Origin of the sequence: Chryseobacterium sp. HMWF035, from assembly GCF_003094695.1 — a bacterium.
GTDB lineage: Bacteria > Bacteroidota > Bacteroidia > Flavobacteriales > Weeksellaceae > Chryseobacterium > Chryseobacterium gambrini.
On the sequence record NZ_QEHP01000043.1, the window covers coordinates 1 to 21,029 of the forward strand.

22 protein-coding genes are annotated in these 21,029 nt (G+C 35.9%); 9 read left to right on the plus strand and 13 right to left on the minus strand.

Annotation, left to right across the window (positions count from 1 at the left end):
* Positions 1–215: 215 nt before the first annotated feature.
* The 6 genes from DD829_RS06640 to DD829_RS06665 form a co-directional block, all read right to left on the minus strand.
* A complete protein-coding gene (locus tag DD829_RS06640) occupies positions 216–593 on the minus strand; it encodes a hypothetical protein (protein WP_108411600.1) in 378 nt (125 codons plus the stop codon).
* A gap of 16 nt (positions 594–609) precedes the next feature.
* Positions 610–1,197, minus strand: coding sequence for a glycoside hydrolase family 19 protein (locus tag DD829_RS06645; RefSeq protein WP_108411601.1), 588 nt, complete (start codon positions 1,195–1,197; stop codon positions 610–612).
* Between the two features lie 107 nt (positions 1,198–1,304).
* A complete protein-coding gene (locus DD829_RS06650) occupies positions 1,305–1,982 on the minus strand; it encodes an RluA family pseudouridine synthase (protein ID WP_108411602.1) in 678 nt (225 codons plus the stop codon).
* Between the two features lie 4 nt (positions 1,983–1,986).
* Positions 1,987–2,316: a hypothetical protein gene (locus DD829_RS06655; protein ID WP_076393735.1), complete on the minus strand. Its 330-nt coding sequence runs from the start codon at positions 2,314–2,316 to the stop codon at positions 1,987–1,989.
* On the minus strand, positions 2,316–3,131 hold the full coding sequence (panB, locus tag DD829_RS06660; protein ID WP_076393737.1) for a 3-methyl-2-oxobutanoate hydroxymethyltransferase: 816 nt from the start codon (positions 3,129–3,131) through the stop codon (positions 2,316–2,318). Before panB ends, DD829_RS06655 begins: the two co-directional genes overlap by 1 nt.
* Positions 3,132–3,191: 60 nt before the next feature.
* Positions 3,192–3,905: a Crp/Fnr family transcriptional regulator gene (locus DD829_RS06665; RefSeq protein ID WP_076393740.1), complete on the minus strand. Its 714-nt coding sequence runs from the start codon at positions 3,903–3,905 to the stop codon at positions 3,192–3,194.
* 89 nt (positions 3,906–3,994) lie between these two features.
* On the opposite strand from DD829_RS06665, the gene DD829_RS06670 reads away from it, so the two are divergent.
* The 9 genes from DD829_RS06670 to DD829_RS06710 all read left to right on the plus strand — a co-directional run bounded on the left by DD829_RS06670 (position 3,995) and on the right by DD829_RS06710 (position 14,036).
* Positions 3,995–6,370, plus strand: a complete 2,376-nt coding sequence (locus DD829_RS06670; protein WP_185140310.1) for a heavy metal translocating P-type ATPase — start codon at positions 3,995–3,997, stop codon at positions 6,368–6,370.
* 109 nt (positions 6,371–6,479) lie between these two features.
* Positions 6,480–6,704, plus strand: coding sequence for a cbb3-type cytochrome oxidase assembly protein CcoS (gene ccoS, locus DD829_RS06675; RefSeq protein ID WP_076393744.1), 225 nt, complete (start codon positions 6,480–6,482; stop codon positions 6,702–6,704).
* Positions 6,705–6,709: 5 nt separating this feature from the next.
* Complete coding sequence (gene ccoN, locus DD829_RS06680; RefSeq protein ID WP_108409331.1) at positions 6,710–8,968, plus strand: cytochrome-c oxidase, cbb3-type subunit I; 2,259 nt, start codon at positions 6,710–6,712, stop codon at positions 8,966–8,968.
* Positions 8,969–8,988: 20 nt separating this feature from the next.
* The gene (locus DD829_RS06685; RefSeq protein WP_076393748.1) at positions 8,989–9,189 is read left to right on the plus strand and encodes a cbb3-type cytochrome oxidase subunit 3; all 201 of its coding nucleotides are present in this window, start codon (positions 8,989–8,991) and stop codon (positions 9,187–9,189) included.
* A gap of 10 nt (positions 9,190–9,199) precedes the next feature.
* On the plus strand, positions 9,200–10,081 hold the full coding sequence (locus DD829_RS06690) for a cbb3-type cytochrome c oxidase N-terminal domain-containing protein (RefSeq protein ID WP_108409332.1): 882 nt from the start codon (positions 9,200–9,202) through the stop codon (positions 10,079–10,081).
* Between the two features lie 98 nt (positions 10,082–10,179).
* Complete coding sequence (gene ccoG, locus DD829_RS06695) at positions 10,180–11,634, plus strand: cytochrome c oxidase accessory protein CcoG (RefSeq protein WP_108409334.1); 1,455 nt, start codon at positions 10,180–10,182, stop codon at positions 11,632–11,634.
* Between the two features lie 9 nt (positions 11,635–11,643).
* On the plus strand, positions 11,644–12,096 hold the full coding sequence (locus DD829_RS06700) for a FixH family protein (protein WP_076393756.1): 453 nt from the start codon (positions 11,644–11,646) through the stop codon (positions 12,094–12,096).
* Positions 12,087–12,854: a sulfite exporter TauE/SafE family protein gene (locus DD829_RS06705; RefSeq protein ID WP_108409336.1), complete on the plus strand. Its 768-nt coding sequence runs from the start codon at positions 12,087–12,089 to the stop codon at positions 12,852–12,854. The genes DD829_RS06700 and DD829_RS06705 overlap by 10 nt, the downstream gene beginning before the upstream one ends.
* 309 nt (positions 12,855–13,163) lie before the next feature.
* Entirely contained in the window at positions 13,164–14,036 is an 873-nt protein-coding gene (locus tag DD829_RS06710) for a T9SS type A sorting domain-containing protein (RefSeq protein ID WP_165796570.1), read from the plus strand.
* A gap of 97 nt (positions 14,037–14,133) precedes the next feature.
* On the opposite strand, the gene serS is transcribed toward DD829_RS06710, so the two are convergent.
* The 7 genes from serS to DD829_RS06745 all read right to left on the minus strand — a co-directional run bounded on the left by serS (position 14,134) and on the right by DD829_RS06745 (position 20,972).
* Entirely contained in the window at positions 14,134–15,402 is a 1,269-nt protein-coding gene (gene serS / locus DD829_RS06715) for a serine--tRNA ligase (RefSeq protein WP_108409340.1), read from the minus strand.
* 67 nt (positions 15,403–15,469) lie between these two features.
* Positions 15,470–15,973, minus strand: a complete 504-nt coding sequence (locus tag DD829_RS06720; RefSeq protein ID WP_076393764.1) for a hypothetical protein — start codon at positions 15,971–15,973, stop codon at positions 15,470–15,472.
* Positions 15,974–16,002: 29 nt separating this feature from the next.
* Entirely contained in the window at positions 16,003–17,268 is a 1,266-nt protein-coding gene (locus tag DD829_RS06725) for a polysaccharide biosynthesis C-terminal domain-containing protein (protein WP_116547638.1), read from the minus strand.
* 1 nt (position 17,269) lies between these two features.
* Entirely contained in the window at positions 17,270–18,400 is a 1,131-nt protein-coding gene (locus DD829_RS06730; protein WP_108410898.1) for a glycosyltransferase, read from the minus strand.
* Positions 18,401–18,494: 94 nt separating this feature from the next.
* Complete coding sequence (locus tag DD829_RS06735; protein WP_108410897.1) at positions 18,495–18,983, minus strand: hypothetical protein; 489 nt, start codon at positions 18,981–18,983, stop codon at positions 18,495–18,497.
* A gap of 23 nt (positions 18,984–19,006) precedes the next feature.
* Positions 19,007–20,050: a hypothetical protein gene (locus tag DD829_RS06740; RefSeq protein ID WP_116547639.1), complete on the minus strand. Its 1,044-nt coding sequence runs from the start codon at positions 20,048–20,050 to the stop codon at positions 19,007–19,009.
* A gap of 136 nt (positions 20,051–20,186) precedes the next feature.
* A complete protein-coding gene (locus tag DD829_RS06745) occupies positions 20,187–20,972 on the minus strand; it encodes a (Fe-S)-binding protein (protein ID WP_087708232.1) in 786 nt (261 codons plus the stop codon).
* Positions 20,973–21,029: the final 57 nt, after the last annotated feature.

Consider the following 21,029-nt stretch of genomic DNA (forward strand, 5'->3'; position numbering starts at 1 on the left):
AAAAACCAAAACAGAAATACAATTAATTGGAAATCAAATAGTTAAATTAAAAAAACATTATTCAAAATAATAAAAAAAATCTTCCGACCATGACTAGCTTCGCCACCGCCGAAATCCAGAAAAAGCGAGTAGCGAAAGCGGGAAACAGCTTCTAAAAATAAAAAAGACTATCTTATGTTCAGGATAGTCTTTTAAGGGATCGCATTTTTAGAGAATTAACACCCACACATTCCTTTTTCAGAATAGAGATAGGCTTTTTTCTTGTAAATAATTTTTATTGAATAGACTTTATTTTCAATACAGGATTCTCCATCCTTTAGCGACTTGGTTTCGCGGATGTAAATTTTATAGGTTTTGTTTCCAAAGGCTTCGGGATATTCTTTTGTTCCTTTGATGGAAGGAAAAATTTCATCTTTTCCGTTAAGATTAAATAAAGCGCCTTCGTCTTCGGATAAATTGGCAACCGGATTATTTTTTCCGTGGATATAGCAACCCGCATGCATTTTAGGATCTTTCAGATCGTGAAGAACCAGCTTCTGCGCAGAGAAATTAGTAATCAGGAAAAAGATGATTAAGAATAATATATTTTTCATGGCCAAACATTTTTAGTTAAAGGAAATAACTTAACCCTGCTTTATAACGGTTTAGTCTGTCGGGCAAGCCGTTGTATCCTCCGTTAATGGTTTTTGTGATTTTTTTGAAAACAACCAGATTATTTCCGGTATCAATGCTTTTGGTAATGTCAATCTGATCTGCCAAAGCATTTAATTTTCTGCTGTTCCAGAACCAACCCGCACTTTCTGCGGCATTCTTCAGTTGTGTATCATTGCATTTTGTCACATTTTTGCCTCCTAAGAATGTAGGATTTGTTACAAAATCAGTTCCCAAAGCTAAGGACACCGACTTATAATTTGCTCTTCCGGTAATCTGAATAAGCCCTCTTCCTTTAAATTTCACGCCATCTCCTTTCTGGGTATTTCCCAAATCTGCTCTTCCTTCATAGGCACTTCCGCTAGCAAGTTCTTCGGTGTAAAACAATCCGCCGCTTTCGTGGCCGACCTGTGCCAGAAAATTAAGCATTCGTGAAGGCGTGTTAATGGAAAACTTATCACATGTTGCTATAACGTACGGTAAGAATTTTGAAGCATAAGCAGATTTTGAGCAGGTAGCTTCTTTAAGTTGTCCCAATGTAAGCATGATTATTGTTTTTTAGATTGATAGTGTAAAGCTATTTCTAAAAAACAATAATTATTACAGTGAAATCACTATTTCCGGGTAAGGGTTTTTACGGAAATTGTAAATGATTACTCTTCGCAGGCTCTCCAAACGGCATCATTTTGAGGAACCTGAGCAACAATCTGAATATTCTCTTTGGTAACAGGATGGATGAATTCCAGTTTTCTGGCGTGAAGATTAATTCCGCCATCGGGATTGGAACGCGGTGATCCATATTTCAGATCGCCTTTGATGGGAACTCCTGTTTTTGACAACTGCGCCCTGATCTGGTGATGCCTTCCGGTTTCAAGATCAATTTCAAGAAGAAGATAATTGTCTAACGTTTTAATTACATTGTACGTAAGAATAGCTTCTTTTGCTCCTTCGGTTGCTTTTGGAAAAACAATGGCTTTGTTATTTTTTTCGTTTTTCTTTAAATAGTGAACCAGTCTCTGCGTTTTGGGAATCATCTCTTTTGCAACAACTGCCCAATATGTTTTTTTCACTTCACGGTTTTTCACCATTTGCGTGAGACGGGAAAGTGCTTTGGAAGTTTTAGCATAAATCACAAGACCCGAAGTCGGTCTGTCGATGCGATGAACCAAACCGAGAAACACATTTCCCGGCTTTTCATCTCTTTTTTTTATAAAATCTTTAATTAATTCTAATAAAGAATCATCGCCGGTTTTGTCGCCCTGTACAAGCTGTCCGACTTTTTTATTGATTACAAGAAGATGGTTGTCTTCATAAACAATCTGTTCCTCCATTTTTCTACTGACGATAATTGGATCTGTTGGCAAAAGAAATAATTACCCCTGCCAAAAGACCGATGGTTTTCATTCCTGTAAGATTCGATTCATAAGGTAAAAATGCTCCGATAATGCAAAGTGCAGCAGCGGCATACATCGGATAAACAAATTTCCTGTTAAGCAATAAAGAAGCCTGCAAAATGAAACTCACTCCTACGATGATGTAAAATATTCTCTTGGAAAGAAGTTCGTTAATATCCGGAGAAAAAAGATTAAACCATCCTACCGCAAGACAAACTACGGCTAGAATAGAAATAACCCCCTGAATGGTCTGAAGTTTCTGATGATCCATTAATAGCTTTCGTTTTGGTTAGGAAATTCCTGAGTTTTCACATCTTTTACGTATTGCGCAACTGCTCCGGTGATTTCTGTATACAAATCCAGATATCTTCTTAAAAATTTTGGGCTGAAGCCTTTGTTCATTCCTACCATATCATGGTACACCAAAACTTGTCCGTCGCAATGCGCTCCAGCTCCGATTCCGATGGTTGGAATAGAAATAGATTCGGTTACTTTTTTAGCTAAATCTGCCGGTATTTTTTCCAAAACCACAGCAAAACACCCCAATTCTTCCAAAAGTTGCGCATCAGCAATTAATTTTTCTGCTTCTGCCTCTTCTTTGGCTCTTACTTTATATGTTCCGAATTTATAGATCGACTGTGGTGTTAATCCCAAATGTCCCATCACAGGAATTCCTGCGTTGATAATTTTTTTGATTGATTTTGAAATTTCTTTCCCGCCTTCAATTTTCACTGCATGAGCTCCTCCTTCTTTCATCATTCTTACGGCAGATTCCAAAGCTTTTTCGGGATTACTCTGATACGTTCCGAAAGGTAAATCGGCAACTACCAAAGCTCTGTCGGTTCCTCTGACTACACTTTGAGAATGGTAAATCATCTGATCCAGAGTAATTGGCAATGTGGTTTCAAAACCCGCCATTACGTTTGCCGCAGAATCTCCGATCAAAACCGCATCAATTCCTCCCGCATCCACCATTTTCGCAGTGGTATAATCGTATGCCGTAAGCATCGTTATTTTTTCCTTGTCGAATTTCATTTTACGCAAGGTTTCAGTTGTAACTTTTTTAATTTCAGAATGAACAGACATAATGTATCTATTTTTTAAAAGTTAAAAGTCGGCATTTAGCCGACTTCAAGTTTGTATGATTTATAAAACTACGTGACCTAGTTTCATTAATTTGTCGTGGTTGAGAATTTTGATGTTTCTTCCGTCTACCTCGATGAGATGGTCTCCTTTGAATTCGGAGATCAGACGGATTGCACTTTCGGTTGCAGTACCTATGATATTGGCGATCTCTTCTCTTGTTAAAGAAATTTTGATAAATCCTTCCGGATCGACCCCTAATTTCTGTTCCAATAACAGAAGAATTTCCGCGAGTCTTTCTCTTACGGTTTTCTGAGCAAGGAAAGTAATGGTATTGGAAGATTCTCCCAGTTCATAAGCGATTTTCTGAAGCATCACGAAGGAAAGTTGGGAATCTACCTCCAACAGATACATAAAAATATCCGCCGGTAAAAAAGTAGCTTCAATATCCGTCATTGCTTCTGCTTTCGCCTGAAAATTTTCACCGCAAAGCAAAGAACGGTAACCGATGATGTCGCCTTCTTTAATGAATCTCAGAATCTGATCTTTCCCGAAAGCTCCCGATTTTGATAACTTCGCTGCTCCTTTTTCCAGAACGAACACGCCTTTTGGCGTTTCCCCGTCTTCGAAAATAGTTTCGTGTTTTTGAAAACTTAGTTTCTTTTTAGCGTTAATGTATTTTTCAAAATCAGCACTGGAAAGCCTTTCCTTGAATGATTTATCATTAAAAACTCTTGCGAACCTCTCCTCGATTGCAATTTGTTGTTCCTGCGACATTTTATATGACATTTATCACAAAAATAGAACTTTTTAACTCGATAAACAAAAAAAATTGTTATAATTTTGTAGTTCAATAATTTATGAAGGTGAGCGAGAACTGTTTTCATTGTGGTCAAGGGATCGAAAAAGAAAGAATTTTGTTTGATGAAAAGACTTTCTGCTGCAACGGTTGCAAATCTGTTTATGAAATTCTGAATACGAACAACTTAAGTAATTTTTATGAATTAAATAAACGTGCAGGAATCCGTCCGGACGAAAGTTCTTCACAGTTTGAATATCTCGACACTCCTGAAATTTTTGAAAAGGTAACAGATTTTTCTGAAGGAAGCACAAGTTTAGTCACCTTTAAAATTCCTGTAATCCACTGTTCTTCTTGTATATGGCTTTTGGAAAGTCTTCATACATTAAATAAAAACATCAAATATTCTCAGGTTAACTTCACCAGAAAAACCTTACAGATCTCTTTTAATCACAACGATTTAAAATTAAGCGAATTAGCTAATTTTTTAACGAATTTAGGCTACAAACCGGTTATCAGTCTGGAAACCGCCGATAAAAACGTTGAAAATTTAGACAAATCATTACTTGTAAAATTTGCCATCGCGGCTTTTGCCTTTGGAAACGGGATGTTCCTAGCTTTTCCTGAGTATGTAGGCGGAGAAGATTACTGGATGGAGCATTATAAAGGACTTTTCAGAGCTTTGATGTGTCTTTTGGCAATTCCTGTCGTAGTGTATTCTGCATCAGATTATTACAAATCGGCTTGGTACGGTCTGAAAAATAAAATCGTGAATATTGATGTTCCGATTGTTTTGGGAATTATTGTGCTTTTCGGACGAAGTTTATATGAAGTTGCCACGAATTACGGTCCCGGATATTTTGATACTTTGTGCGGACTTTTGTTCTTCATGCTTTTGGGTAAAATCTTTCAGAAAAGAACGTACAACGCGCTTTCATACGACAGAGATTACAAATCCTTCTATCCGATTGCCGTTACAAAAGTTGATTTTGAAGGAAAACAGGAAAATATTCTGCTTTCTGAGGTTAAAGTCGGCGATCGGATTTTGGTAAGAAATCAGGAGATTATTCCGGTAGATGCTATTCTGATTAATGGTGAAGGGAATATCGACAACAGTTTCATTACCGGAGAAAGCGAAAGCATCAGCAAACAGCCGGGAGATAAAATTTTTGCCGGAGGAAAACAGATCGGATCTTCGCTGGAACTTGAAGTGATTAAAAATGTCGACCAAAGTTATCTTACGCAGCTTTGGAATAAGGAAGCCTTCAAAAAACATGAAACCGGACTTGATACTTTAACCAACAACATCAGTAAATATTTCACTTTCATTATTTTAGGAATTGCACTGCTTTCGGCAATCTACTGGTACACTGTAGATCTGGAGAAAATGTTTCAGGTGATCTCTGCGATTCTTATCATCGCTTGTCCGTGTGCGTTGGCGTTGTCCGCTCCGTTTACATTCGGGCACATTATGAGAATTCTGGGCAGAAATAAATTTTACGTAAAAGACACTTTAACAATTGAGAAAATTGCTAAATTAGACACGATTGTTTTTGATAAAACCGGAACTATTACGCACAGAAAAAAATCAAATATCAAATTTGAGGGCGCTGAAATAAAAGAATTTGACTTACTGAATATCAAAACATTACTAAAAAACTCCAACCACCCGCTTTCAAAATCGCTGTACGAATTCATTGAGGTAAAAGATGAATATTTCCCGGTTGAAAATTTTCAGGAAATTTCAGGAAAAGGTTACGAAGCAAACGTACGGGGAAATGTTTACAAAATCGGTTCTGCGAGATATAACAATCAGGAATCAAAAAATCTTGAAACCGCAGTTTACATCAGTAAAAACAACGAATTTTTAGGAAAATTCATCTTTAAAAATGAATACCGCGAGAACTTAAAAGATTTGTTTAAAAAACTTACCCATTATAAAGTTTTTATTCTGAGTGGAGACAATTCTTCGGAGGAAAATCAATTAAAGGAATTGATTCCGAATTACAAAGGAATGGCTTTCAACCAAAATCCCGAAGACAAGCTGAACTATATCCAAAACCTTCAGAATCAGAACATGAAAGTTGCAATGCTTGGAGACGGGCTGAATGATGCCGGAGCTTTAAAACAAAGCAATGTAGGAATTGCGATTGCAGATGATTCCAACAGTTTTACTCCTTCTTCCGATGTTATTATGAATGGAGAAAAAGTTGTAAGCTTAGATAAATACCTGAATGTCTGCAAAGGATCTATCACGATTGTGAAAATCACATTTATAATCAGTTTTCTTTACAACATTGTTGGTTTAAGTTACGCAGTTACAGGACACATGCATCCTCTTTTCGCTGCTTTAATTATGCCTGCAAGTTCTATTACAGTGGTTTCATTCACTACACTTTCGACCTGGATTCTGGGAAGAAAATACTTCAAAAAAGGGGCTTAAAACAACTTATTTAGATTCGTTTTAAATTAGCCAAAAGCCGTATTTCGTGATGAAAGTCATTATTTTTCACTAAATTTGAAACCCGAAAATACGTTAATTTTGTTGTCTAATGGATATTCTATATTTAATGATCCTATGCAGTGTTTCTTTGGCTGCAGTTTTCCTGGTCGTGTTTATAGTGTATGCCAGAAAAGGACAGTTTGAAGATGATGAATCTCCGGCTGTACGAATACTCTTCGACTCCGATGAGATAAAGGAAAAAGAAGAATCTGGCAACAAAGAGGGCGATGATGAAAAAGGAGAAAATAAAAAAATTGAAGAAAAAAGTGAATAGTTGATATGGAAACACAAAAGTTTAGTTATGACAACAGTATTGTTCGGGCATTCCTCTATGCGACCGTTGCTTTCGGGATCATAGGATTTCTGTTCGGACTTACGGCGGCATTAATGCTTTTCTATCCTGAGCTTCCGGAATTCTTTTTTGGAACAGACGATACAACCATTAATAGTTTAGGTGGAAGTATCCAGGGATTGATTAATACTCATGGAGCGTTCGGGTTCGGAAGAATCAGAATGTTGCACACAACCACTGTAATCTTTGCGTTCGTAATGAATATCGTTTATGTGGGAGTTTATTACTCTTTACAGCGATTACTGAAAACTAGAATGTACAGTGATACATTGTCCTGGATCCACTTCTGGACATGGCAGATTATGATTCTTGTAACGTACGTTACGTTCTTTATGGGAATCAACACTTCTAAGGAATACGCAGAACACGAATGGCCGATTGATATCTTGATCGCATTCTCATGGATCATTTTCGGAGCCAATATGTTCTTAACGATTGCAAGAAGAAGAGTAAGACACCTTTATGTAGCCATCTGGTTCTACATCGGTACATGGATCGCAGTTGCAATGCTGCACATTTTCAATAACCTTGAGGTACCATTATCTTTCACAGGATGGAAATCTTATTCTGCTTATGCAGGGGTAAAAGATGCCATCGTACAATGGTGGTATGGTCACAATGCGGTAGCATTCGTATTGACGACTCCGGTTCTTGGTTTGATGTATTACTTCTTACCAAAAGCTGCAGACAGACCAGTTTTCTCGTATAAACTGTCTATCATTCACTTCTGGTCATTAATTTTCGTTTATATCTGGGCTGGTCCTCACCACCTTCAGTATACGGCTTTACCGGCTTGGGCACAGGCGGTGGGAACAGGTTTCTCTATCATGCTTATTGCTCCGTCTTGGGGAGGTATGCTTAACGGTCTTCTTACCTTAAGAGGAGCTTGGGATAAAGTAAGAGAAAATCCTATTCTTAAGTTCTTTGTTGTGGCAGTAACATGCTATGGTATGGCAACTTTTGAAGGTCCGCTTTTGGCGACAAAAAACATTAACAAAATCGGTCACTTTACAGACTGGGTTATCGGTCACGTACACTTAGGTGCATTAGGATGGAATGGTTTCATGGCATTCGGTGTAATCTATTACCTGATCCCAATCTTATGGAGAACGAAATTATATTCTACAAAATTAGCTAACTGGCATTTCTGGTTAGGAACATTAGGTATCATTTTCTATGCAGTACCAATGTATATTTCAGGTTTCACTCAGGGGTTAATGTGGAAACAGTTCAACCCAGACGGAACTTTGGTTTGGAAAAACTGGTTAGATACTGTAACAGCGGTTATTCCTTACTTCAAAATGAGATTCGTAGGAGGATTATTCTATCTTTCAGGAGCAATCTTAATGGTAGTAAACTTAGTGGCTACGGTAAGAAAAGGATCATTCCAGAAAGATGTACCTGCTGAAGCACCTGCATTGGCAAACATCAGCGGAAAACGTAAAGAAGGAGAAGGAACTCACCTTTGGTTAGAAAGAACTCCTGTATTATTAGGTATTTTATCTTTATTAACGATTTCAATCGGTAGTATGGTAGAAATTATCCCTACCCTGTCTCTTAAGAAAAGTGTACCTACTATTTCAGCAGTAAAACCATATTCTCCATTAGAATTAGAAGGTAGAGATATCTATATCAGAGAAGGATGTAACGCTTGTCACTCGCAAATGGTAAGACCATTCAGAGATGAGATCGTAAGATTTAACGGTAAAAACGGACAGTACTCTAAAGCAGGGGAATTCGTATACGACAGACCGTTCCTTTGGGGATCTAAGAGAACTGGACCGGATTTGCATAGAGAGGGTGGTAAAAACCCAAGTTCTTGGCACTACAAACATATGTATAACCCAAGATCTACTTCTGCAGGTTCTATCATGCCTCGTTACCCTTGGTTAATTGCAACTGATTTAGACAGATCTAAAATGGTTGACAAGATGAAGCTGATGAAGAGTGCTTTCGAAGTACCTTACACAAAAGCTGAAATTGATTCTGCCAACTCTTGGGCAAACAATCAGGCTTCAAAAATCGTAAGAGATATTATGTCTGAAGCACCGGATTTGAAGGAGGCTTATGCGAAGAGACCTAAAGGAGAATTAGAGAAAAAAGAAGTTGTAGCGCTTATCTCTTATCTTCAAAGATTAGGAACAGATATTAAGACAACTGAAATCAAAACAGCAAGTAATAACTAACATATTAAAAGGTTCACATCATGATACCTCAGAATTTTAAAGACATCTTATCCAATACCGAAAATGCTGGTTTTTACCAGACTTTGGCTCTGATTTTCTTTATGCTGTTCTTCATCGCTCTGGTAATCTATGTTTTTAGCAAGCCTAAAAAGTATTATAAAGAGGAAGAGGAAGCACCTCTGCAGGATGACAATGATGACGATTTTAATTTAAAAAATTAAACTACTTATTATGAAACAAAGAACACCGGTTGTTATAAACATTCTAATAATAATTGGACTTTTAATAGTTTTTTATTATCTGTTTGTACAAAGCTATGATTTCCTATCTTCTCCTTATTTCTGGGGAACTGTAGTAATCGGAGGTATTTTAGCTTATATCCACAGTGCAATCGGAGATTTAATTGAGAACAATAAATTCAAAAAATTATCTCCTGAAGAAAAGGCTGCTTATTTAGCTGAAAAGAAAGTACCTTACTTTACAAGATTATATAATGCAGCATTCAAGAAGCAATCTGCAGCAGAAGAAAAAGATATCCTTATCGACCACGGTTTCGACGGAATCATGGAGCTGGATAACCAATTGCCAAAATGGTGGGTAGGTTTATTCTATTTTGGGACTGCTTTTTGTATTGTGTATGTAGCAGCATTCTCTTTTACAGATTTCGCACATCCATTGAGCGAATATGAAAAGGAATACAAAGAACAATTGGCAGCAATTGAGAAATACAACAGTGAGCAGCCTCCGGTAACGATTGAGACCGCTAAATATTCTGCTGACAATATTGCTGAAGGAAAAGAATTGTTCAAAACAAACTGTGCATCTTGTCACAAGGAAGACGGTAGTGGAGGTATTGGTCCAAACCTTACGGATAACTACTGGATCAACCAGCCGGAGAAAACGTTATTCAAAAACGTATTCCATATGGACTGGAATGGTTCTCCTAACAATCCTGCGATGAGAGCATTTGGTAAGAACGGAGAGGTTTCGGGTGCTGAAATTGAAAAGATTGCAGCATATGTATATCACATCAACCAGGAATTACCTCCGGTAACACAGGCTCAAGGTGGTGCAGCTCCTCAGGGAACAGAGGCACATTGGGAAAAAGAATAATTTAACTTAAATAAATTAAAGCATATGAAAAACATAGTTTGTTATTAAATAAAAAATAGTAACGAATTATGTTTTTCTTTTTTTAAAAACTATCACAAATGTCAGATATAGAAGAAACAGAAGTACGCGGCGGACAGGGACAAGTTCTGGACCCTGAAACTTACAGAGATTCTATCGGGACAATGGAACAATCCGGTAAGAGGAAGTGGGTTTTTCCCAGAAAACCAAAAGGGAAATACACCAACTATAGAAACATTGTAAGCTATGTTTTACTGCTCATTTATTTTGCAGTGCCATTCATCAAGATTAATGGCAATCCTCTTATTTTATTTAATGTAATTGACAGGGAGTTCTTCATCTTTGGACAGCCTTTTTATCCACAGGACTTTTTCATCCTTACGCTCGGAGCAATTACTTCTTTAATATTCATCATCATTTTTACGATGGCCTTCGGAAGAATTTTCTGCGGATGGATCTGTCCTCAGACAATTTTTTTAGAATTTATCTTCCGTAAAATAGATTATCTTATTGAGGGAGACCGAAACAAGCAGATGAAGCTTGACCGACAGGAGTGGAACAGCGAAAAGATCTGGAAAAGAAGTCTTAAATGGACGATCTTCATGGTAATTTCATTAATCATTACCCACTTCATGTTTATGTATATTGTGGGATATGAAGAAGTGTTCAGAATAGTTTCTGAAGGACCGTTTGCCAATCCTACCAACTTTATTGTGATGATTCTTCTGACGGCAGCATTTTACTTTGTATTTGCATGGTTCAGAGAACAGGTTTGTACGCTGGTTTGTCCTTACGGAAGATTACAGGGAGTTTTAATTGATAAAGATACCATTAATGTTTTCTACGATTTTAAAAGAGGTGAAAACAGAGCGAAATGGAGAAAAGGAGAAGACAGAAAAGCCGCCGGAAAAGGGGACTGTATAGACTGCCATCAATGTGTGGTGGTTTGTCCTACAGGGATTGACATCAGAGACGGACAACAGCTGGAATGTGTAAACTGTACAGCCTGTATTGATGCCTGTGATGAAGTTATGGAAAAAGTAGGTCTTCCTAAAGGATTGATAAGATATGCCACTGAAAATGAAATAGAAAAAGAGGCCGAGTTTAAATTTACCGGCAGAATGAAAGGCTTTGCGGTGGTTCTTTTACTGCTTACAGGATTTTTAGGATATCTTCTGACGAGCAGAGCCGAATTGGAAGCCAAATTCATTAAGCCCGCGGGAAGTACTTTCTTCGTGAGAGACGGAAAAATTACCAATACTTACAATTATACCTTTTTAAATAAAACCAACGAGAAAAAAATTGTAACCATCAAAGTTATTGAGCCGAAACATGGAGAGGTGATCTACAGTGCATCTAGCAAGATTCCGGTAGACAGAGATAAAATTACCAAAGGAACCATCAATATCAGTTTTCCTGAGAATGAAATGACGCTGTCCAAGCAGAATATTACGATCGGGGTTTATGATATGAAGGGCAATCTGGTAGATTCATACAAAACATATTTTGAAGGACCATTCAAATTACAATTTTAATTTTTAGAAATGAAAAACTTTAATTGGGGACACGGTGTAATTATCGCTTTAGCGTCATTTATGATCTTTATTTTATCCATGATGTTTCTTTTTCCGAACGGACAGAAGAACTCTGAAATGGTAACCGATAATTACTATGAAGAAGAACTGAAATATCAGGACGTGATTGATGCTAAAAAACGGGCAGATGAATTAAAGGAAAAACCTGCTTACAGCCAAAATCCATCAGGGATCAGAATCACTTTTCCGAAAGACTACAATAATTCTAATACCAAAGTGAAATTTGTGCTGAACAGAACCGACGATCAGAATCTGGATGTTCACAAAACAGTTCAGCTCGATGCCAATCAGTCTTTTTTAATTCCTGCACAGGTTCTGAAATTGGGGAACTATACCCTTCGTTTGAACTGGACAAAAGATAAAACGGACTACAGAATGGATTATGATGTGATATGGAAATAGCACTTGTAATATCGGCAATCGGACTGGGTTTTGCATCAGGATTCCACTGTATCGGAATGTGCGGACCTATTGCATTGTCGATGGGATTAACAAAAAAACAGGCAACCAACTTTTATCTTCAGAATTTTACTTACCAGTTCGGGAGAATTTTTACCTATTCCCTTTTGGGAGCAATTCTGGGAATTATCGGGGAAGGTTTTGAAATGGCTGGTTTTCAGAGATATCTTACGATTGCTGTAGGAATTCTGCTAATCGTTATGGCTGTTTTTTCATTTGGGGGAAAAGATTTTGCTTCAAAAATTCCGTTTTTCTCGAAATTTTTATTCAAAGTAAAATCCAATCTGGGAAGACTGCTTCAAAAGGCAGACTACCGCTCAAGATTCACAACAGGTCTTCTGAACGGATTTTTACCCTGCGGAATGGTGTATATGGCTTTAACGGCAAGTTTAGCAAGCGGAGGAATATGGCAGGGCGCTTTATATATGGCTTTATTTGGTTTGGGAACACTTCCGTTTATGTTTGCAGTTGTTTTGGTCGGAAATCTCATGAATCAGGCTTTTAGGGTAAAAGTTTTAAAAGTGATTCCGATTGTGATGATTATTCTGGGCGGACTTTTTATTGTGAGAGGAATGGAACTGGGAATTCCCTACATTTCCCCAAGAGCGGAAGCCATGACCATTTCAAAAGATAATCAGGGAGACTGTCATTTGCCGGGAGATCACAGTACTCACGATCACGATAATACGAATTGTCATTAGTAGTAAATAATGGCTAAATTTAAAAGATTAAACCCTCTGGAGTCTATCCGGAGGGTTTTTAATTATAACTCTAAAAAGGATCAAACCGAAGATTAACATTATACAAATAATATACATAACAATTTATTAACACAAAAATTCTATTAAATACTTAATACAATTACTAATATTATTTTTTAAATACGATTTCATTATACAATCAATTTCGTATCTTTATTGTAACTAAAAATTTAATATATGTATATAAAGCTACATTTTCCCTCATTTCAGAAAATTCAAAAACATCAAACACTAGGCTACCTCCGTAAAATGGCATGTCATGCGTTTACAGTTGGTGCTATTTTATATTTCTCTGCAACGAAAGCCCAAACTTCAGTAACTGTTCCTAATTTGACTTCAACAGCAGCTTTTACAGGACCGTTTGCCAATTCTACCAGAACTTATCAACTGATTATTGATGACTCTCAGCTTACTGCTTTATCAGGAAAGTATCTTACTTCAATATCACTTAGGATTCCTACAAGCGCAGCCTCTGCATGGCCTGCCTCAAATACAACCTATCCAGATTATCAGATTTACCTTAGTAACGGCGTTGAGCCGGCTAACAGACAGCTTAATTTTGCAGCCAACGTAGTAGGAACGCAGACACAGGTTCGTTCGGGAAGTCTTTTAATACCATCAGGTGCCGTTACGAACAATGGAAGTTTCAGTTTTGATATAAATTTCAATACTCCTTATTTATATACAGGTACTAATCTTGTAATAGAAATACGTCATACCGGAAGCAACGGAACAACAACTTCTGTTGATGCAGTAGGAACAGGTGTTTCGGGATATGGTACACTTTTTACCGCTTGCTGGTCGAGCTCAACCTCTGTACTGCAAGGAAACTTTTCTTATGTGAAAATTAATTCCGGAAGCGTGCTAGGTGTGAAGTCTGTTGAAATAGATGGAGGCTCCTCTGTTTATCCTAATCCTGTTAAAGATCAGTTATATGTAAAATCAGCTAACGATATAGTGGAATTAAATATTTTCAATATGGTTGGCCAAAAAATTTATTCGCAAAAAAATTCAGTTAAAAATCCACAGCTGAATGCATCAGGTTTAGCCAAAGGAAATTATATTTTACAAATGATTGATAAAAACGGAAACTCAACGTCAACACGATTCATTAAAGATTAATCATGAATTCATTTCAAATGAAATCGTTTAGATAAACCAAATAAAAAAAAACCACTGAACAACAGTGGTTTTTATTGTATATAGACAAAAATTTTCTTTAGCTGATCAAATCAAACTTCGCATATTCAGCGACTTTCTTCGGAAGTTTAATTCCTTCCTCTGTCTGATTATTTTCCAGCAAAGCTGCCATAATTCTTGGTAATGCCATTGCGGAACCGTTCAGTGTGTGTACCAATTGAGATTTTCCGTCTGCTTTATAACGGCATTTCAGTCTGTTTGCCTGGAAGGTTTCGAAATTAGAAACAGAGCTTACCTCAAGCCATTTTTCCTGAGCTGCACTCCAAACTTCAAAATCATACGTCATGGCAGAAGCAAAACCAGTGTCTCCACCACAAAGTCTTAAAACTCTATATGGCAATTCAAGGTCGCTTAAGATTTCTTTGATGTGTTCTACCATTTCTTCTAATACTGCATAAGAATTTTCCGGTTTTTCAATTCTTACGATCTCTACTTTTTCAAACTGGTGAAGACGGTTCAAACCTCTTACATGTGATCCGTAACTTCCCGCTTCTCTTCTGTAGCATTGAGAGAATGCTGTATTTTTTACCGGCAGATCTTTTTCCTCAAATAATACATCGCGGTACAAATTCGTTACCGGAACTTCTGCGGTAGGAATCAGATATAAATCATCTAATCCGATATGATACATCTGCCCTTCTTTATCCGGCAACTGTCCTGTTCCGTATCCAGAAGCTTCATTTACAACGTGGGGAGGATTCACTTCCATGTATCCTTTTTCAATATTTTTATCAAGGAAATACTGAACCAAAGCTCTCTGCAATCTTGCACCTTTTCCTAAATATACCGGAAAACCTGCTCCGGCAATCTTTACGCCCAATTCAAAATCGATAAGATTGTATTTTTTTGCCAGTTCCCAGTGAGGAATTGCTCCTTCGCCAAGACCTTCCACATCGTGAGACTGATAAATGATTTCATTGTCATCCGCAGAAGCACCATTTTTCACTTTTTCATGAGGAATGTTCGGCAATTGATACAAAATATCCAGTAATGCTTTTTCTTTTACATCTAACTGTGCTTTCAATTCCGACGTCGACTCTTTGTACTGTGCTGTTTTAGATTTTGCGGATTCTGCTTCTTCTTTTTTTCCTTCTTTCATTAAAAGCCCGATTTCTTTGGAGATTTTATTGATTTCGGAAAGTTGGGAATCCAATTCAAACTGAATTTTCTTTCTTTCTTCGTCGGTAGCAATAGCCTCGTCTACCAACTCAAGATTCTTGAATTGTCTTTTTTTAAGACCTTCTAAAACGCGCTCTTTATTGTCGCGCAAAAAATTGACTTGTAACATTTTATTTAGATGTTAGTTATTAGAATGTTGAACATCAGAATGTCAACAGTTTTGCAAATGTATAAAATTATTTTACGATAGTAACAACATTCGGGGAACCCGGTGTTTTTGTAAACCTTAAAGTATCGTTGTAATAGACTTTCGAGACCTCAAAAACCGAAGGCGTCATATGATACTGGATTTTCAGGGTTTCGTTAATGGTATCCAAAATGGTATTATTAAGTCTTTTCACCAGTGAAACCGTGATCACCGACTGATAGGTCTTGTTATTCGGATCTAATGTATCCAGCCCTACTCTTTTGGCGCCTGCAATATATTCAATAAAAAGCGTGGAATCTGCCGTTGCCCGCAAAGTACTGCTTACCGGAGAAACATCTTTAGATCCATTAACATCGTTCAGAGAGTACGTAAAATAGGTCTGATCTTTTTTAGCATGAAACAGATCTCGTCCTGCTCCGTTCTTCATATAAACATTCAAAATCTGATCGATTTTCTGCAAATCTTCATCATCCGTTCTGCAGCTCAGAAAGGCACAAAAAATGACCAGAAATCCAAAAACAATATTTCTCATTTCCAACAAAGATAAAAACTTATTTTTATTTAGAACTTTAATTTTTTCTTTAAGAATTTATTTAAAAGCAAATTAATTTCAACTTTTGAAAGAATAAAATCCTGAAAACGAAATTCTGTCATCTGATAAAATCTCCAGAATAGAATCCCGGAAGAAATACAATATGAGACAGAAGTAATAATACATGCACCACGAATTCCCCATTTGGGAATGATGCAAAAAGAAGAAATTATTGTGAAAACAAGTCCTATTAAAGATTTTACATTTAAAATTCTTAATTTATTGATACCCGCAAAATAATGACCAATAATATTGCTTACCGCAATTGCCAGAATCCCTGGAGAGAGAAAAAGGATAATTTCTTTGGTCTGACTGAAATCTTTTCCAAAAATCATGGAATATAACTGCCCAGGAATAAGCAACATGGCTAAAATAAATGATAATGTAACTAAAAAACTAATTTTTAAAGAAACTTTGGTCTTTTCTATAGCTTCGTCTGCATTACTATTATTTAAAACATCCGAATAAAGAACTACCGATAGACTTCTGCTTACCGTCCATATTGCTTCGGAAAATGCTATTCCAACAGAGAAAATTCCCACGCTTACTACTCCTTTGAAATATTCGAGAAAATAAAAGGATAGTCTGTTATTTAAAAATTGTAAGAAAGCGCTAAGCTGAGTTTTCCAGCCATAATTGAATAATTTCCCGCCAATTTTTTTAGAGAATGAAATTCGTTTTAAGTCGCAAGTTTTAAAAACTTGAAAACTGCTTCCTAACAACAGAATGCCAAAACTCCCTATTTGTGCCAAAAAATAAGCATCTACTGAGGTTATTTTAATCAGATAAACTATAATCAGAATAAAAATAACATGTACAATCTGCTGTAATGCCGTATATATATTGAACATTCTGATATTTTGCTGACCTACAAATAAATTTACATTTGCAGCCAAAATGGATGATAAGACAGAGAGCATAATCAGATACCCAAAATATGCCGAAGCATTGTTAAATCTAAAGATTAAAGGAACTAAAATCCCAACTAAAACCGACCATAAATAAGCAAACGGTAAGATTTCCTCTGTTTTAAACTTTGAAGCGAAATAGCTCATGCTGCTCCCTACAAAAATATTCGCAAAAAAACTGATGACCGTAAGATCTGCGATTACTAAAGAAATGAAGCCTTTTCCTTCACTCCCCCACATATTTGTAGAGTAAATGACTAATCCGAAATTTAATATCAAAATTAAAAACCGTGATGCAAAGGTTTTAAGAATAGTATTTTGCTTCATCTTATTTTATTGAAGTTTTGATGAAGTTTAAGAATAAACTTTTAATAATATTCCAGTTATATTTTTTTTCATAAGCCAATCTTGCATTTTTTGCATGAAGCGAATATAATTCAGGATTATTAATATAAGTAAGAATACTATTCGCAATAGCATCAGAATCTTCAGGATTAACCAGAAAACCAAATTCTGAAACATTCAGATGTTTGCGTATGGCTTTAAGATCTGTATAAATTACAGGCTTTCCCGATGCCAAATAATAAAATATTTTTATTGGCAGACAATGATGATTTTCAGAATTCATCGTTCGAAGATCAAAACAAATATCGGCTTCGGAATACGCTTCTGTAAAAGTTTCGAATGAAGCAGATTTCTCTATTTTAATATGTTCAAACTGATATTTTTTAAGCTGCTCTGAGAAGTACTGTTCATCTTTTTCTTTTCTTGAACCTCCAATTAAAAGAATTGAAATCTCAAGTTCAGGTTTTTTCTTTCTTAAACAATCCACAGCGAGGAAAAAATTTCCCATGCCTTTTTCTTCTGAAAACTGACCGGTATAACAAAGTGTGATTTTACTGGGATCTAGTTTTTTAATATTCTGATGGATGTAAATTTCATCCGGATAATAAGGCAAAATAATTGCTTTTTTAAAAGGAAAAAAATAAGCCAGAGGAAATTTTTTGGTATCCTCTCCAAAAATAAAATAAGTACTCAAAAATCCTGCATATAACTGAATTAAAAAGAATTTAAAAGCGTGGAGGATATTTAAAGGAAAGGAAAAATTCTCTACCATCCTCATCGATGGATACCACTCCGTTATATCATATGCAATACTGATTTTTTTGCCTTTTTGGAACTTTTTAGCTGTAATCACCGCCAAAGGCTCAGAACAAATAATACAATCCGGCTGAAAAGAATTGCAAACTTTCTCAAAAGCTTTTCTCTTCTCTTCTATACTTTTTTCTAAGATGGAATAAGACTCTATTTCAATACCATCGATAATCCCTTTAAATTCTGAAGAAAGACTGCAAATTTTAACCTGATTTCCGTCATTAAGCAAAGCTTTTGCCTGATGATAGAAAATTCTGTCATCATCATAACGGTGAGCGGTTGTTAAGAATAGTATTTTATGCATCCTTTTTCAATCAGTTTCCAAAAGTTATCAAATATACACAAAGCAAAAAAAGTGGAGGAGCTCCACTTTCTATTTTATTAATGCTAATGAATTTTTATTTAATTCCAGCCGCCCAACTTCTATCGAATGGCAAAAGAAAATTCCCTATAAATTCGAGATAGGTATTTTTAGAAAAATCAAAAACCTGAATGTCTTTAGCAATTTCTCCGTTTCTTACTTTTGACTTAAAATCATTCAGTTTTAAAGTTTTCACTTCTCCGTTTTCTATAAAACTCGCTTTCATTCTATCGAATAATCCCAATTGATATTCTTCATCAATTTCTCTCATTACTTTCCCAAGCGCATCGATACTGCATCCGGAAGCCATTTCTTTCTCTTCATCCACACAGATGATGATAAACTGATTTTTTTCAATTTTAAAAGACGATGAAAGCGGTTTTCCGTGTGCTGCCCAAGTTGCCAGAAAATCAAAAAGTTTCTCTGTTATCTGTTTTGCTTCTTTTGTTTCAAAAGGTCTTGATGCGGGATATATTATTACTCTGTAGTCGTTTGCTTCTACGATATTAGATTCTTCAATCTTCATTTTAATCAATTTAAAAGGTAAAATTACGCAATTTTCCTGAGTTTGAAACCATTATACTTTTTACTTAAAGCATATAAGAATAATATTAACAGAAGCATAATATATCCGAAGAAAAATCTTAAGCCCGATGAATGTGGGAAAAATAAAAATCTAATATAGATATTTATTAATAAAAAAACAGCAAGTATTCTTATCCAGGAATCTTTTGAGAAATAAAATATCAGTCCAAAAAGTCCAAAAACCGTTAGCGTAACTTTTTTGAAATGAATAATTTTATCAAAAATCACAGTAAGATATTCCTTCAGTGTAAAATCTGGTGATGGATGAGAGATAAAAGCTCTTCTACGAATAAAAGTGTCATAAAACAAATGTTTCCAGCCTGGATATTGACATAGCTTAATAATTATAAGATATAAAATTAAAAGAACTATTCCCTGAATTATTAGACTAAAATCCAGCTTTTTATTGATGAAATATTCATAAAGAAAAAGAATTCCAAGATAACTTAAAGTGAAAGGAATATAATCCGGTCTTGTGAAAATTATGAAAAAAAGGATTAAAAACATAATCCAGTTATTCCATTTTTTTAATATTCCGATCATGAAAACCAATAAGATCTGGAAAATAAACATATCCGGTGTTGCGACTCTTGACATGTAGGTCATTGGAGGTAAAAGCATTATTCCTACGCATAATACAAAGGCAAAAATATAATTTTCAGGAAATATAATTTTCAGAATGTAAAAGAGCAACAATCCAGAAACAAAATAAGCAATAATACTTAAAAATGTCACTGAATCTGGCGAAGAAAAACCTGATTCATACAAAAGTAAGATTCCAAGATTATAACCAATTTTGATTTTGAAGTAGGGCAACTGTTCACTAAAAGCCTGTGTATTATTGGCAAAAGCCTGTCGCGCTTTGTCGGCAGGCTTTAATGTTCCTAAAATATCTTTAAATTGAAATTCAGGAGCTTTTTTCTGAATTTCTTCATAAGTGAGTATTCTGATTTTATTGGCAGAATCGGGGAATTTTAAGGAGTACAAACATCCGATATAGCCAGGCATATCCCAATCGTAAATCCTATTTTTATAGTTCCAAAAACTAAGGAAAATAAAAATAATAATTATCAAAAAAAAGGAGATCTTCCATTTTATTTTCATGGAAATATGAATTTTTAAAGCTTCTTATTTAAGATTATTATTATAAATCTTCGGCTTCCGCTAAAAGTTCTACAATATCTTTCACGGCAACTTCATCATTTTTATTGAAATGTTTTACACCGTCCGTCATCATCGTATTACAGAAAGGACATCCTGTTGCGATTACTTTAGGCTCGAAAGACAGAGCTTCTTCAGTTCTTTCGATATTGATGTCTTTTTTTCCTTTTTCAGGTTCTTTAAACATTTGTGCTCCTCCTGCTCCACAGCAAAGACCATTGGTCTTGCAACGTTTCATTTCTACCAGTTCGGCATCCAGTTTTTCCAATAAAAGTCTCGGCGCTTCATATTCTTCATTGGCTCTTCCCAGATAACAAGGATCATGAAAGGTAATTTTTTTACCGCTGAATGCGCCGCCTTCAATTTTCAGACGTCCTTCTTCCATTAATTTTTTAAGGAATTGGGTGTGATGCATTACTTCATAGTTCCCTCCTAAATTCGGATATTCATTTTTAAGCGTATTAAAGCAGTGTGGACAAGCCGTAACGATTCTTTTTACTTCGTAAGCGTTCAGAATTTCGATATTTGTTAATGCCATCATCTGGAAAACGAACTCATTTCCTGCACGTTTTGCAGGATCTCCTGTACAGCTTTCTTCCTGTCCGAGTACCGCGAATTCAACGCCTATTTTATTTAAAATTTTGCAAAATGCTTTCGTGATTTTTTTAGCGCGGTCGTCGAAACTTCCGGCACAACCTACCCAAAATAAAACTTCAGGCGATTTTCCTTCGGCAGCATATTCTGCCATTGTTTTTATATTGAAATCCATTTTATATCAGTTTATCAATATCACAATGTAACAGTTTTCAATGAAAAGATTGCTACA

Bases quoted from the DNA above. Each gene is read 5' to 3' on its own strand.
- DD829_RS06665 (WP_076393740.1), bottom strand. From the start codon at position 3,905: ATGTCGCAGGAACAACAAATTGCAATCGAGGAGAGGTTCGCAAGAGTT.
- DD829_RS06720 (WP_076393764.1), bottom strand. From the start codon at position 15,973: ATGAGAAATATTGTTTTTGGATTTCTGGTCATTTTTTGTGCCTTTCTG.
- DD829_RS06725 (WP_116547638.1), bottom strand. From the start codon at position 17,268: ATGAAGCAAAATACTATTCTTAAAACCTTTGCATCACGGTTTTTAATT.
- panB (WP_076393737.1), bottom strand. From the start codon at position 3,131: ATGTCTGTTCATTCTGAAATTAAAAAAGTTACAACTGAAACCTTGCGT.
- DD829_RS06705 (WP_108409336.1), top strand. From the start codon at position 12,087: ATGGAAATAGCACTTGTAATATCGGCAATCGGACTGGGTTTTGCATCA.
- DD829_RS06730 (WP_108410898.1), bottom strand. From the start codon at position 18,400: ATGCATAAAATACTATTCTTAACAACCGCTCACCGTTATGATGATGAC.
- DD829_RS06700 (WP_076393756.1), top strand. From the start codon at position 11,644: ATGAAAAACTTTAATTGGGGACACGGTGTAATTATCGCTTTAGCGTCA.
- ccoG (WP_108409334.1), top strand. From the start codon at position 10,180: ATGTCAGATATAGAAGAAACAGAAGTACGCGGCGGACAGGGACAAGTT.
- DD829_RS06640 (WP_108411600.1), bottom strand. From the start codon at position 593: ATGAAAAATATATTATTCTTAATCATCTTTTTCCTGATTACTAATTTC.
- DD829_RS06655 (WP_076393735.1), bottom strand. From the start codon at position 2,316: ATGGATCATCAGAAACTTCAGACCATTCAGGGGGTTATTTCTATTCTA.
- ccoS (WP_076393744.1), top strand. From the start codon at position 6,480: ATGGATATTCTATATTTAATGATCCTATGCAGTGTTTCTTTGGCTGCA.
- DD829_RS06735 (WP_108410897.1), bottom strand. From the start codon at position 18,983: ATGAAGATTGAAGAATCTAATATCGTAGAAGCAAACGACTACAGAGTA.
- DD829_RS06645 (WP_108411601.1), bottom strand. From the start codon at position 1,197: ATGCTTACATTGGGACAACTTAAAGAAGCTACCTGCTCAAAATCTGCT.
- DD829_RS06740 (WP_116547639.1), bottom strand. From the start codon at position 20,050: ATGCCTGGCTATATCGGATGTTTGTACTCCTTAAAATTCCCCGATTCT.
- serS (WP_108409340.1), bottom strand. From the start codon at position 15,402: ATGTTACAAGTCAATTTTTTGCGCGACAATAAAGAGCGCGTTTTAGAA.
- DD829_RS06745 (WP_087708232.1), bottom strand. From the start codon at position 20,972: ATGGATTTCAATATAAAAACAATGGCAGAATATGCTGCCGAAGGAAAA.
- DD829_RS06650 (WP_108411602.1), bottom strand. From the start codon at position 1,982: ATGGAGGAACAGATTGTTTATGAAGACAACCATCTTCTTGTAATCAAT.
- DD829_RS06690 (WP_108409332.1), top strand. From the start codon at position 9,200: ATGAAACAAAGAACACCGGTTGTTATAAACATTCTAATAATAATTGGA.
- ccoN (WP_108409331.1), top strand. From the start codon at position 6,710: ATGGAAACACAAAAGTTTAGTTATGACAACAGTATTGTTCGGGCATTC.
- DD829_RS06685 (WP_076393748.1), top strand. From the start codon at position 8,989: ATGATACCTCAGAATTTTAAAGACATCTTATCCAATACCGAAAATGCT.
- DD829_RS06710 (WP_165796570.1), top strand. From the start codon at position 13,164: ATGGCATGTCATGCGTTTACAGTTGGTGCTATTTTATATTTCTCTGCA.